Raw genomic sequence first — 13,091 nt, 5'->3', positions numbered from 1 at the left:
TTATTTTTTCACTTGAAAAACTCATAATTCCAAGTATAATACTTGGTATAAACAGGTTTATACGTTTGCTAAGGGGGCATTCAACATGGAACATGGCGATAAAGAACCGACATCTCTGTCCCTTGATGATTATCTGGATCTTCTCAATTTGGCGATTCGCTTGGAAGATCGGAAGTGGCAAGCAGACATCATTCGTACGCTTCACCACATGCAGGAATCGCTGGGCGAGGAACAAGCGAAGTCGGAGGCATGCACGGAACAGGAGCTGTGGCAATGCGTGGATCAAATCAATGAACGGATGTCTGCCCTGTATCATGAATTGAAAGCAACAGACGATAAAGATATACAGCGGAAGCTGCTGGACCAAATGTGGGAGCTGAAAATTGCCCGGGTTGAGGTTTTTCGAAAAATACGCTCGATTTATCAATAAAGAACAAAGACGATAACTCCTTAGGGGTATCGTCTTTGTTTGTTATGGATGCCCTCTACGTCAGGATAAACCCAAATGGTAATGCACAAATTCTTCGTCCCGCTTATATCCTGCGGATTCGTACAGGCGTTGAGCGGCCGTGTTGTGAAGCTGCGTCGAGAGGGTCAAGCCTTTGGCCTTGGTCTGAACGGCGTGCGCACGGGCTTGATGAAGCAGCTCCCTTCCAATGCCAAGCCCGCGATATTCGGAATCCACGTACAGATCATTCAGAATCCACAACCTGGACATGGATAGCGACGAGAAGGATGGATATAATTGTAGAAAGCCTGGCGTGGCCAGGGATTCACAGCGGGTGCAGTCCGCTAAATATATGACGGAATCGCCATGGGTCAGCCTTTCCCTGATATATTCCCGGGCCCCGTCCAGATCATCTTCCCACTCATAAAATTGCCGATACTGATTCAACAGCGCGGCCGCTTTGTCCAGATCCTTCAGCTCTGCTTGATATATGCGAATCTCTGCCTTCACATCCTCCACACCCTTTTCGTCCCTTGTTTTCCCCAAGTGTACTGGATAATGGTTAAGGTTTGGAATGCAGAATACCATGAAGGGTTTGCACGTATCTTCATCTTCTCGCTGCGATGACTTCTCTTATGGACCTAAAATTTATTCTTTGCGTATCGGTACTTAGATCGCACGTCCTACAATAACCAGATCCCGCTTGACTCCGTCAAGCTCCGCAACCGCTGGGAGAAGCCCCCACTGGTCGAAGCCGAACTTCTTCAACAGCTTGAGGCTTGGTTCATTATGACCGAATACGAATCCGACGAGATTGCTGACGCGAAGACGCGGGCACTCCTCGATGGCCTTCTGGATCAATAGGCTGCCGGCACCAACGCCGCGATATTTCTCGTTAACGTAGATACTGATTTCAGCTGTCCCGTTATAGGCGGGACGGCCATAGAAGGATTGAAAGCTCATCCACGCAACCAGCCCGTCATCAGATCGCATGACCCAAAGAGGGCGAAAATCGTTGCTATGCTCTTCAAACCAGCGTATGCGGCTCTCCACCGTGACCGGCTCCAGATCGGCCGTTACTTTTCTGCTTGAAATCGTTGAATTGTAAATGTCCACAATGGCCGGCAAATCCTCTTTGACGGCATAATCGATACGGTATGGATGCGTCACGATGTTCTACCTCCGAATAGATGTCTTTATTACGAGTTCTATTGTACAAGAGGTAACGGAAAAACGCTTCTATTTTCTCAAGCCGCGATTCATTCACGTGGAAAACTTTACTTACGCGATGGAACGCGATACCCTTACATTAACGGCATGATGAACGTTTTGAGTAAAGAAAGGAATGAACAGGATGAACGAACGACTGCAAAGTTTGCTGTTATCCATGAAGGATCAGGGCTGGGATCATGTCCTGGTGACAGACCCCAAGCATGTTTATTATTTGACCGGCTTTGCGAGCGATCCCCATGAGCGCTTTCTCGGCCTGCTCCTCTCCTCCGCCAATGATCCGGTGCTGATCGTGCCGGCATTGGACGCGAATGCGGCCGAGGCCGCTTCAACCGTGAAGAACATTGTCACGCATCAGGATACCGATAACCCTTACCTTTTGCTTAAGGAACAGATTCAAGGCACCGCCGGAACGCTGGCGCTGGAGAAGGATCAGCTGACCGTCTCCCGCTATGAACAGCTGCGGCAGCATGTGAACGCGGACCGCATCGAAGATGTCGGCCTTGCGCTGCGGGATCTTCGGATTCGAAAGTCTGCCGAGGAAGTGAAGATCATCAAGAATGCGGTGAGGCTGGTCGAAGAAGTTCTGACGCAAGGCCTGGCCCGGGTAAAAATCGGCGTCAGCGAGCTGGAGCTTGTCGCGGAACTGGAATACTTGATGAAAAAGCTTGGCGCGGACGCGCCCTCCTTCGCCACGATGGTATTATCCGGCCCCAACACCGCCCTGCCTCATGGCGTTCCGGGTGCGCGCCGAATCGAAGCAGGGGATCTGCTCATGTTCGATTTGGGAGTATACGCCGGCGGTTATGCGTCGGATATTACCCGTACCTTTGCGGTAGGCGATCTGAAGCCGGAAGCCGTTAACATCTATGAGACGGTTCTTGCTGCGAATCTGGCCGGGATTCAGGCCGTCAAACCCGGCGTGACCTATGGCTCGATCGACCAAGCGGCACGCAATGTGATTGACGGCGCAGGTTACGGCCATGCCTTCGTACATCGCCTGGGTCACGGGCTTGGCATGGATGTCCACGAATATCCGTCCGTTCACGGGTTGAATCAGGACATATTGCAGCCTGGGGCGGTCTTCACCATCGAGCCCGGCATTTACCTGCAAGGCGTCGGCGGCGTTCGAATCGAGGACGATGTCATCGTGACCGGCGATGGCGTCGAGGTGCTGACCTCCTTCCCGAAAGAACTGACCGTCATCGGATAAATCATGTTCAGCATGAAAAAAAGCCCGAATCACCGTTTCACTTACGGTATTCGGGCTTTCTCTATTCACGCAGAAGAGCCAACCTTGAAGGCAGAAACACTCCCTGCAAGATGGCTCCCCTGGATGCGTTCATTATGCCTGAACCATATCCAGTTCAATGTTGTCGTCGTTATACACGTCTTTATCCACTTCATTCATGACTTTCCCGGTAATCACGCCGGCCGTCATGGAGTCATTCACGTTCAGTGCCGTCCGTCCCATATCGATCAGCGGCTCGACGGAAATCAACAGGCCTGCCAAGGCAACCGGCAGGTTCATCGTGGAGAGAACGATGAGCGATGCGAAGGTAGCTCCGCCTCCGACACCCGCCACGCCGAAGGAACTGATCATAACGACCACGATCAAGGTCAGGATGAACGACCACGACGTCGGATCCACGCCGGCCGTCGGGGCAATCATGACGGCCAGCATGGCAGGATAAATGCCCGCGCAGCCGTTCTGCCCGATCGTGGCGCCAAACGATGCCGAAAGGTTCGCGATGCCTTCCGAGACGCCCAGCTTTTTGTTCTGGGTCTGCACGTTAAGCGGGATCGTAGCCGCGCTGGAACGCGACGTAAAGGCAAAGGTCAGCGTCGGGAATACCTTCTTGACGTACTTGAACGGATTGAACCCGAATATCGCCAGCAGCACCAGATGGATAATGAACATGGCGATCAAGGCCACGTATGAAGCCAGAACGAAATCGATCAGATTCATGATCACCGCAAGATCGGTCGTGGCGATCGTTTTGGCCATCAGCGCCAGAATCCCGTAAGGCGTCAGACGAAGCACCAGCGTCACGATACGCATGACCACGCCGTATACGGCGGAGATCATGTTGCGGAAGGTCTCCGCCTGCTCCTTGTTTTTACGGTCCAACCCGAGAACGGCGATCCCGATGAATGCCGAGAATATGACGACCGCAATCGTCGAAGTTCTTCGTGCTCCCGTCATGTCGGCAAACGGATTGCTCGGAATGAAATCCAGAATCTGCTGCGGCAGCGTACGGCCCTCGACATCCCCGAGCCGTTCTTGCAGCAGCGCGCCCTGCTGCTCCTCGGCAGCGCCGCCCTGAATATTGACGGCGGACAAATCGAAAGCCAGCGCGGTCGTAATTCCGACAGCTGCGGCTACCGCCGTCGTCAGAAGCAGCACCGTAATGATCATTCCGCTCATTTTGCCCAGGTTTTTTCCGCCCTTCAGCTTCATGATGGCCGATATGATCGACACCATGATCAGCGGAATGACCATCATCTGCAGCAGTCTGACATAACCGTAGCCAACCAGATTAAACCAATCGGTGGATTTCACCACCACATCGGAGGTCGAAGTGTAGATGAGCTGCAGTGCCACTCCGAACAACACACCCAGTCCAAGTCCGGCAAACACGCGTTTGGTAAACGAGTAATGCTTTCTCTGCATCCAGTACAAAATACCGACCAGCAGAATCAGAACAAGGACATTGATGATAACCCAAAGCGTTTCCATCCTAATGATTCCTCCCATTCTATAAATAAGGATATACTGCGTCATCCTCATGTCATAAGTGCGCTAGTATGTATTCATATCCATTTCATAGCCCACTCTAAACATATCATTACCCGTTTGAGAAAATTCCTGTCAAAAACGTTATTTTTCTGTTGACGTGAATTATGTCGACTATGTTGATCGGAATACCACTGCATTGCTCTACTATCATATCATGTAAACTTCAAAAGGAGAACTACCAAAATTAACACAATCGTTTCAATCCATTCATTCAACGCCCCATAGGTATCTCCCGTCAATCCCCCGAGTCTTCGGCTCATCCGTTCGGCCGTCAAACTTCCAACGGCCCAGGCTGCCAACGGGATGACGAGGATCCCTCCGATTCCGATCGAAGCAAGATCCAGTGTGCTTGTCGTGCACCAGAGAAGGCCTATGACGACCAGCGTTAACAGGATCGCGACTATGCCTGCCAGCGACCTCCTTCTAACGGACAGTCCGTGAAACAAAGCTGCCAGCCCCTCGCTTCCCCGTGCCATCGGCCATCGATACATGGCGTGGACCATAAACCAGCGGCTCCAGACCGGAGCGAGCACCAGCAGCCACGCTTCTTGCTTCCATACCCCCTCAGACAAATCCCAAACGGACATGATTAAGGAAGCTTTCAGAAGGAGCAGCAGCATGCAGGCCATGACCCCCATCGCGCCTACCCGGCTATCCTTCATAATTTCAAGCATTCGTTCGCGCGACCGATGGCTCAGCAGCGCATCCGCGCTGTCCATCCAGCCATCGAGATGAAGCCCTCCGGTTAACGCTACCCATGCAGCCAGCAGGATGACGGCAGCAGGAAAGGAAGGCAGCACAAAGCTTAAGCCCAGTCCCAATACGGCAACGATAGCACCTATGACTGCCCCTACGAAAGGATAAAAAACGACGCTCCGCTGTTGAACTTCGGGTGTAAAGGGAATTTCCCTCCGCACGGGAAGCCTCGATAAAAATTGAAAAGCGGCCTCAGCCGCTTCGATCATCTTGCTCATATCCGATACTCCCTGCTCTTGATTTCCATTGGAATTCCCGCGGTCACCAGAAATACCTCGTCACAGACCTGGGCCAGTCGTTGATTCATGATCCCTGCCCAGTCGCGATAAATCCGGCCCAGCGGATATTCGGGTACAATCCCTGAACCCACTTCGTTTGTTACCAATATAACCATGCCCGGGTATACCTGAACCGCTCTTGCCAGCCTGCCGATTTGAAGCCCCAGCCGCTCTTCCATGACGGTCGTGCCTTCAGGTTCGGCCTGCAGCAGCACGTTCGTAAGCCACAGCGTCAGGCAATCCACTACCACCGCAGGGGCGTCCGAGGCAGACTGGCCGAGCGTTTCCAGCAATTCGGGCAGAGCGACAGGCTCCTCCACCGTCTGCCAACCATAGGCTGTATCCTGCCTGCGGTCTTGATGAATACGGATCCGTTCCCGCATCTCATCGTCATAGGCTTGCGCAGTCGCTATATAGGTACCGGAATCGGCGCGCTTCATGCACAGCTTCTCCGCGAACGAGCTCTTCCCGCTCCTCGCTCCGCCCGTAACCAACACGCTTCCACGATGACTCATACGGCTCCTCCGCTGATGCCGGCGCTCTCAAACGTCGCCATCTCGTTCACGATCCTGCACGCCGCCTCGACCAGATGAAGGCACAGCACACCGCCCGTCCCCTCGCCAAGACGCATGTCCATTTGAAGCATCGGCTGGAGTCCCAGCTCTTTCAGCAGAAGAACATGCGCCTGTTCATGCGAAACATGGGAAGCAATCATATAAGGAAGGGCATCCGGGCAGATCGATTTGGCAACCAACGCCGCGGCACTGGATATGAATCCGTCAATGATGACAGGACATCCATGAGCAGCCGCCCCCAGAATCAATCCGGCCAATCCGCCGATTTCGAAGCCCCCGACTTTGGCCAGCACGTCGAGCGGGTCGGCGGCATGAGGCGCATTGACTTGTATCGCCCGTTCCACAACCCGAATCTTATGGTTCAGCCGTTCATCCGTCACGCCGGTTCCTCGTCCCACAACCTCGGATGGCTGCTTGCCGGACAGAACCGAGAAAATAGCCGCGCTTGGCGTCGTGTTCCCGATGCCCATCTCTCCGGTTACGAACATCTGCGTGCCTTGTTTAACCAGCTCTGCCGCCACCTCAGCTCCGGTCACTACGGATTGCAGCGCTTCTTCCCTTGTCATTGCGGGTCCTTTGGCCATATTGGCGGTTCCTCTGCCAATGTTCCGGGACAGGAGCCTCTCATGGGTCAGCTCGGTCGCTACGCCGATATCCACGCAATGAACGTCTGCCCCCGCTTGACGGGCCAGCACGTTAACGGCCGCCCCTCCATTCAGGAAGTTCATCACCATTTGGGGCGTCACCTCGGCCGGAAATGCGCTGATTCCTTCATCACACACCCCATGATCGCCAGCCATGACAACCACGGATGTTTTGGTAAACGAGGGCTTCATTTTCCCCGTGATTCCCGCTAATTGGATCGCCAGCGACTCCAGCTTGCCCAAACTGCCCGGAGGTTTCGTCAACGTATCCAAATAGGCGGCGGTTTCCGCCTGCGCTTCGGCATCCAGCGGTTTAATGTTAGCGGTAATTCCCTTCAAACGACTTGTGAGTGTATCCGTCAATGAAACGGCCTCCTTCCTCTTGCTCCTAAATCTTACAACGCGGCTGAACCTGCGGCAACACCGCTTTAGGACCAGGTGCTGTTCGCCGTTAACAGCACCTGCGGAGCCCCATTCTCGGGATGGGTCACGATGGAGGGCTCCACCCGGAAAATCCGTCGGATATAAGCTGCCGTCAGCACGTCCTCCGGCTTGCCCGCCCCTGCGATCCGTCCCTGATCCAGAACCAGCAGTTTATCGCAGAATTGAGCCGCCAGATTGAGGTCATGCAGTACGCTGATCACCGTTATGCCGGACGAGTTCCGCCACTCCGCCACCATATCCATGAACTGAAGCTGATAGCGGATATCCAGATAGGTCGTCGGTTCGTCCAGCATCAGCAGCGAAGGCTCCTGGACCATCACCTTGCCCAAAGCGACACGCTGGCGCTGTCCTCCGCTTAACTCGGTAAGCCGGCGCTCCTCCAGGCCGTTCAGATCCAGCTTTCGAATAACGGCCTCGATAAGCGGGGCCGCATCCTTATCCTCACGGCCAAGCCAGTTCAAGAACGGGAATCGCCCCATCTCCAGCACGTCCCGGACGGTAAAATCGGTAGGGTCGAGTCCCTCCTGCTGCAGCACCGCCACGATTCGGGCCAGTGCCTTCCGGTTATAGCGTCCAAGCTCCTTGCCCAGAAGCGTCACGCTTCCTTCCGTAGGACTCTCCACGCCGGATAACAGCTGCATGAGGGTGGACTTGCCGCTGCCGTTCGGTCCGATGATCCCCCACCATTCCCCTTCGGCAATGTGAAGGTCCACCCCGGATAGAATCGACGCCTTGCCATAGGCTTTGCCAAGCCCTTGGGCCGTAATCATGATAACCCCTCCCTGCGCCGTTTTTTGTTCCGGTACAGCAGATAAGCAAAGAACGGAGCGCCTATGAATGCCGTGACCACCCCGAGCGGGATTTCCGTCGGCGCCAAGACGGAGCGTGCTGCCGTATCGCACCAAACCATGAAAATCGCGCCGCCCAGCGCCGACAGGGGAACAATCACGCGGTAATCGGAGCCGGTGATCAGCCGAATCATATGCGGTACTACAAGCCCGACGAACCCGATCACGCCGGAAACCGATACGGCTGCCGCGGCAAGCAGGGTAGCGACGATCAGTACGCTGGTCTTCAGACGATCGACATTCAATCCCATATGAGCGGCCTGCCGTTCCCCGAGCGACAAAATGTTAAGCGCCCGCGACCTGCTCCATAGATATACGAAACCCGCAGCAAAATACGGGAAAAGGATGGCCGTATACGACCATCCGCGCATGCTCAGGCTTCCCATCGTCCAGTACAGGATTTGGTTCACCGTATCTTTGGACATCACCGTCAGAAACGAAACGACGGCGCCCAGAAACGACTGCATCACCACCCCGGACAGGATGAGCCCATGGATCGGCAGTTTTCCTTGATCCCTTGCCAGCAGCAAAACGGCCCATAGGGTGCCTGCTCCGGTCAGAAACGCTACAACCGGCAGTGTATAACCTCCGGCAAAGGAATATTCCATTCCGAAAAAAATCAGGGATGCCGCGCCAAGCGCAGCACCCGAGGACACACCGAGCGTAAACGGATCCGCCAGCGGATTGCGAAGCACGCCTTGAAAGGCGGCCCCGGCCACCGCCAGGGAGGCTCCAACAAGCATCCCGAGCAGGATCCGCGGCAATCTCACCTTCATCAGGATTTGCTCGGAGGAAGCTTCCCAGCCTGGAACGATGGAATCGCCGATTCCCGGCAGCCGGTGCAGCAGCATCGCTCCAATCTCTCTCACAGGCAGGTGAACGGAGCCGATTCCGAGACTGACAACCAAGGTCAGCAGTAAAAGGATCAGGCCGGCCGCACCGAATCCTGCAAGTTTTTTACTCATGGATTCATCAATTCCGGATAAACGGCCTTCGCCACTTCCATCAGTCCTTGCGTCACGCGCGGGCCCGGACGGCTGAGCAGATTGGCATCCACGGAAATGACCTGATCGTTCTTGATGGCTTCGATCTGATCCCAGCCGCCGCGCTCCTTGATCAGCTGATCCAATGTTTTCTTGGTGGCTTCGTCCACCACATCGTCCGTGTACAGAATAACGTCCGGGTTCGCGGCGATGATGTTCTCCTCGCTGATTTCGAACCAGCCTTCCGCATCGCCGGCTGCATTGACGCCGCCAGCTGCGGTAATGATCTCATCCATGAACTCGCCTTTGCCGACGGTCCATCCCGGAGAGAACTCCACGTACACTTTCTTCTTGTCTTCATCCTTCACGGATTTCACGGCTTCCGTAACGGCAGCCAATTCCTGCTTCATCTGATCGACGACCGCTTTCGCCTCGGCTTGACGGTCCGTAATTTGACCGATCAGCTCGATGTTCTCCATCACCGCATCGATGGTTTTCGGATCGTTGACGAACAGCGTAACGCCAAGCTCGCGCAATTTCTCGGCATTCTGGGCATTCATCGAAGCCGCGAATACCACATCGGCGTCGGCTGCGATGATCGCCTCTTCATTCACCTGGAACCCGCCCATTTTAGGCTTGGATTTGGCCGCTTCGGGGTAATCGTCGTTATCGGATACGCCAACGATCTCCTCATCCAGTCCCAATGCAAACAGTTTTTCCGTCTCGGACGGAGTCAGGGACGCAATCTTGGTCGGCGCTTTCTCAAACGTCATTTCAACGCCCGTTGAATCCTTGACGGTCAGCGGATACGTGGTCTTAAGCTCTTCCGCCGAATCCGCCGGCGCTTCGTTATTCTGCTCTTGCTGCTGTGCCGGCGGCGTCGCATCCTTCGGCGCGGCTTCTTCGCCGCCGCAGCCGATCAAGGCCAGGGCCATCAGTATGGCTACCAGAAGTACGGACCATGTTTTGTTTAATGCTTTCATCTCTTGGAATCCCCCTAAACATAATTGAGAACCTGGCGCAGGCGTGTCTAAATTCCTTCGACCGATCCTTAACTGGTAAGAAACGTTCAATCTTCATACCCTAAGAAGCAAAAATCCCCGATTCCTCGATGACAAGGACTCAGGGATTACGTTTGTATCATAAGGACGCCGGGATAACCGTTCAACGATGGCGCCTTAAACTTCCGTCCGCATGGCTCCATGCGTCCGGTAAACGTAATCCTCTCCTCGAAGGACCGTCTTTCATTCGCTGAGGGCAGGTCTCCTGACTTGCAGGTTGTAACGACTTCTCCGCCTTCCCAAGCGCTAAGGCTCAGTGGCATATGGAAAAGTCCCTGCTTCACAGTGGCGGGACCGTGCCGGACTTGCACCGGCTTCCCTATTAACCCGGCAGAAAACAATAACGCCCTCTGTCCGGGACCCTCGCAAATCATATGAATTTATGGATGATAGGCCAAGCATGGTTTCTCTGCACAAGATTATAGGCGATAAACCATCCCCTTACAACTGAAAGTTTCGGGCGTTTCGATTGCGTCATGACACCGATTTAGCCCGTTATCGCCTATTCCGACCGAAATCATACGTTTTCGTTTTATTCGCTTAACCGTACGCCCCGCCAGCTCGCTCCGTCCCATGTCAGCTGCAGCTTGAGAACCTCGCCCGGCATAACCGACGTCGCCCAGAATTCCGTATCCGGCACGGTAGCCGCTGCCATCTCCCGAATAACGCCGCCGTGGGTGACCACAAGCACGTCAACTCCTTCAGCGAGCGTTCCTCGGCCATCATCACCACGCCTGGCCTCTGCCTCTGCCTCTGCCTGCGAAAGGGGATCCGGAGCTTCCTCCATATGCAATAATTCCTTCACATCCAAATGCAATCCCGACAAAAAGGCCTGGACGCGGGAACCGAAAGCTTCCCAGCTCTCCCCGCTGGGCGGCGTAACTTCCGCAGGGTTATCGATCCAGCGCCGGTAGAGGGAATCCGTCTTCAAATCCTCGTAGGTCTTTCCTTCCCAATCCCCGAAATCCAGTTCGCGCAGCCGTGGGTCATATCGTACGCCCGTCATAAACTGGCCCAATATGCCATCATCAGGAACAGCACCCCTTTTTGAATCCGATAAGATCACATTGAGCGTCTGCCGGCAGCGGAGGAGATCGCTGCAATAGATCCGGACAAAATGCCTGCAGCGAAGTTCCTCCCGCAGCGGGAGGAGCTGTTCCTTTCCCTCAGCCAGAATTCCCTGATCCTCATGGCCGAGATAACGGCGCTCCTCGTTCCACAACGTGCGGCCGTGACGCACCAGATGCAGGCTGATCCTCATATCCATAGGCTTCCTCCTGCCGCGGCAGCAAGTCCGAGCACCGCGGTACCCAGCATCGTAAACAAAACCGATACGCCCACAAGCAGACGGTTTGTCACCCGGATATCCTCCGCTTCGAGCGGTCGGTCGGGGTCCCCCATGTAAGCCCGGAACGAGATCACGCCTTGGTACGAATTTTCGCCTCCCAGGCGAATCCCCAGGGCACCGGCAACGGCCGATTCCGGGAAGCCGCTGTTCGGACTGGGATGCTTACGCGCATCTCGTTTAACCATCTTGATCGCTTGTTTCCACTGCAGCGAGAACATCGCCGCCGCGATGGTCAACAGCCCGGCGGTCAGGCGTGCCGGTATCCAATTGGCGAGATCGTCGAGCCGGGCGGAGGCCCAGCCTAAATGCAGGTACTTCTCGTTTTTATAACCGACCATGGAATCCAGCGTATTCACGGCGCGGTAGGCCAACGCAAGCGGCGCCCCTCCGATCAGGGCAAAAAACAGCGGAGCGATGACCGCGTCCACGATATTTTCCGCAACCGTCTCCACCGTCCCCCGCACAATTTCCGGCTCATCCAGATGAGCGGTGTCCCTCCCGACCACCATGCTGAGCGCTTGCCTGGCCTCGGCGATATTCCCGGAACGAAGATGGCCGTAGACCTCCAATCCTGCCTCGCGCAGCCCCTTGATCGCAATCGTAGTCGCAATGAGAACGATCTCCGCACCCCAGGCAAGCCAAGGATGAATCGCTTGGCACAGCTCCAGCAGCAGCCATGCCAGCACGAAGGAGCCGCCGACCACGATCACCGGCAGCAATATCCCCGCCCGCTTCAGTCCCTGAGCGGAAGTCGTCCGCTGGCGAATCCATCCTTCGACCCGGCGGATCGCCTTCCCCATGCCGATGACGGGATGCGGCAGCCATCTCGGATCTCCGATCAGCAGGTCCAGCGCCACCGCCGCCCATATGACCCATACGGCGGTCATATCCGATCTTCTCTTTCGGCGGCGATGCTCTCCGTGACGCTGTCGTAGACAAGACGTCCGATCATGCCGCCCAGATCGGTCGCGGTTCCGGCATAATGATGGTTCACGCCAAAGGCTGTATTGCCGCTGACCGCAAGGACCATCGCATCCGTCGTCGTCCCCGTGGCGGCGGCCCCGGTTTCATGATCCTTCACCCCCAGGTCATGCAGCGCCGCGGCTTTCGCTTCGGCTGCCGTCAGCATGGCGTTCACCATGCAAGCCGGCGTCAGCCTTCCGTCCACCACCAGCACGACATTAATCGTGCCAGGCTGGTAAGCCGCGAAGGTCGTACGGCTCGACCCGGCGCGGGCTGCATTGCCCACGCCCGCGGTAGTACAGCATAGAACGGAAGCTTGCTCGCCCCGAGCCTCCCGAATGGAGGCATATTTCAGTTTTACCGCCGTCATCAATCCTGCCGTGGAATCGGCCGGATAGCCGTGCCCAGCCATAAAGCTAACCATATCGTTTATCGGATCGCTGCAATCGTAATGCTTGTCGACATAACGGTTCACGATATGGTCCAAGTGCAGAAAACCGCCGCCGTATATGGCGCTGCTTATGGACGCAGCCGGACTCGGAAGCGAGATCCGAATATGCGGATGCTGCTGCTCCGAATCCAAGGACACGATGGCTCCTGGCCATGCATCCGAGTTATATGGACGATTGCTGCCTTTCAGAAAAGGTACTGCCATGTCTTTTTCTCTCCCTGCTCCTTAAATATCTGAACCAACTGTACCTGTAGCGTTCTTC

At 55.3% G+C, this 13,091-nt stretch carries 14 protein-coding genes and 1 riboswitch; of the genes, 2 read left to right on the top strand and 12 right to left on the bottom strand.

The genetic code is table 11. The features are described from left to right. Positions 1 to 85 precede the first annotated feature (85 nt). On the top strand, positions 86 to 430 hold the full coding sequence (locus RB298_RS25375) for a hypothetical protein (RefSeq protein ID WP_096776450.1): 345 nt from the start codon (positions 86 to 88) through the stop codon (positions 428 to 430). Positions 431 to 490: 60 nt separating this feature from the next. Here RB298_RS25375 and RB298_RS25370 read toward each other — a convergent pair whose 3' ends face one another. After that, positions 491 to 967 (bottom strand): GNAT family N-acetyltransferase, encoded by a 477-nt coding sequence (locus tag RB298_RS25370; protein WP_486049110.1) that lies wholly within the window; start codon positions 965 to 967, stop codon positions 491 to 493. 150 nt (positions 968 to 1,117) lie between these two features. After that, on the bottom strand, positions 1,118 to 1,618 hold the full coding sequence (locus RB298_RS25365; protein WP_009589361.1) for a GNAT family N-acetyltransferase: 501 nt from the start codon (positions 1,616 to 1,618) through the stop codon (positions 1,118 to 1,120). 184 nt (positions 1,619 to 1,802) lie between these two features. Between RB298_RS25365 and RB298_RS25360 the strand changes: the two genes are divergently transcribed. Further along, on the top strand, positions 1,803 to 2,891 hold the full coding sequence (locus RB298_RS25360; RefSeq protein ID WP_096776452.1) for a M24 family metallopeptidase: 1,089 nt from the start codon (positions 1,803 to 1,805) through the stop codon (positions 2,889 to 2,891). Positions 2,892 to 3,023: 132 nt separating this feature from the next. Here RB298_RS25360 and RB298_RS25355 read toward each other — a convergent pair whose 3' ends face one another. From RB298_RS25355 to RB298_RS25310, 10 genes are all read right to left on the bottom strand, one after another. After that, positions 3,024 to 4,418, bottom strand: a complete 1,395-nt coding sequence (locus RB298_RS25355; RefSeq protein WP_096776453.1) for an L-cystine transporter — start codon at positions 4,416 to 4,418, stop codon at positions 3,024 to 3,026. A 212-nt stretch (positions 4,419 to 4,630) separates the two neighbouring features. Further along, the gene (cobS, locus tag RB298_RS25350; protein WP_486049107.1) at positions 4,631 to 5,452 is read right to left on the bottom strand and encodes an adenosylcobinamide-GDP ribazoletransferase; all 822 of its coding nucleotides are present in this window, start codon (positions 5,450 to 5,452) and stop codon (positions 4,631 to 4,633) included. Then, on the bottom strand, positions 5,449 to 6,027 hold the full coding sequence (gene cobU / locus RB298_RS25345) for a bifunctional adenosylcobinamide kinase/adenosylcobinamide-phosphate guanylyltransferase (RefSeq protein ID WP_096776455.1): 579 nt from the start codon (positions 6,025 to 6,027) through the stop codon (positions 5,449 to 5,451). Before cobU ends, cobS begins: the two co-directional genes overlap by 4 nt. Next, positions 6,024 to 7,094 carry a nicotinate-nucleotide--dimethylbenzimidazole phosphoribosyltransferase gene (cobT, locus tag RB298_RS25340; RefSeq protein ID WP_096776456.1) on the bottom strand — a complete coding sequence of 357 codons (1,071 nt, stop codon included), beginning with the start codon at positions 7,092 to 7,094 and terminating at the stop codon, positions 6,024 to 6,026. Before cobT ends, cobU begins: the two co-directional genes overlap by 4 nt. 65 nt (positions 7,095 to 7,159) lie before the next feature. Continuing rightward, on the bottom strand, positions 7,160 to 7,945 hold the full coding sequence (locus RB298_RS25335) for an ABC transporter ATP-binding protein (protein WP_096776457.1): 786 nt from the start codon (positions 7,943 to 7,945) through the stop codon (positions 7,160 to 7,162). Then, the gene (locus RB298_RS25330) at positions 7,942 to 8,988 is read right to left on the bottom strand and encodes a FecCD family ABC transporter permease (protein WP_096776458.1); all 1,047 of its coding nucleotides are present in this window, start codon (positions 8,986 to 8,988) and stop codon (positions 7,942 to 7,944) included. Before RB298_RS25330 ends, RB298_RS25335 begins: the two co-directional genes overlap by 4 nt. Next, positions 8,985 to 9,989, bottom strand: coding sequence for an ABC transporter substrate-binding protein (locus tag RB298_RS25325; RefSeq protein WP_486049104.1), 1,005 nt, complete (start codon positions 9,987 to 9,989; stop codon positions 8,985 to 8,987). The genes RB298_RS25330 and RB298_RS25325 overlap by 4 nt, the downstream gene beginning before the upstream one ends. A gap of 256 nt (positions 9,990 to 10,245) precedes the next feature. Then, positions 10,246 to 10,447, bottom strand: a riboswitch (cobalamin riboswitch). 152 nt (positions 10,448 to 10,599) lie between these two features. Further along, positions 10,600 to 11,334, bottom strand: a complete 735-nt coding sequence (locus RB298_RS25320; RefSeq protein WP_486049102.1) for a histidine phosphatase family protein — start codon at positions 11,332 to 11,334, stop codon at positions 10,600 to 10,602. Continuing rightward, positions 11,325 to 12,302 (bottom strand): adenosylcobinamide-phosphate synthase CbiB, encoded by a 978-nt coding sequence (gene cbiB, locus RB298_RS25315; protein ID WP_486049101.1) that lies wholly within the window; start codon positions 12,300 to 12,302, stop codon positions 11,325 to 11,327. The genes RB298_RS25320 and cbiB overlap by 10 nt, the downstream gene beginning before the upstream one ends. After that, the gene (locus tag RB298_RS25310) at positions 12,299 to 13,033 is read right to left on the bottom strand and encodes an adenosylcobinamide amidohydrolase (protein ID WP_192570723.1); all 735 of its coding nucleotides are present in this window, start codon (positions 13,031 to 13,033) and stop codon (positions 12,299 to 12,301) included. Before RB298_RS25310 ends, cbiB begins: the two co-directional genes overlap by 4 nt. Between the last annotated feature and the right edge of the window lie 58 nt (positions 13,034 to 13,091).

The sequence above is a fragment of the Priestia sp. BR_2 genome, assembly GCF_041954005.1.
Lineage (GTDB): Bacteria > Bacillota > Bacilli > Paenibacillales > Paenibacillaceae > Paenibacillus_AQ > Paenibacillus_AQ lautus_A.
This window is presented reverse-complemented; position numbering and strand designations above follow the sequence as displayed.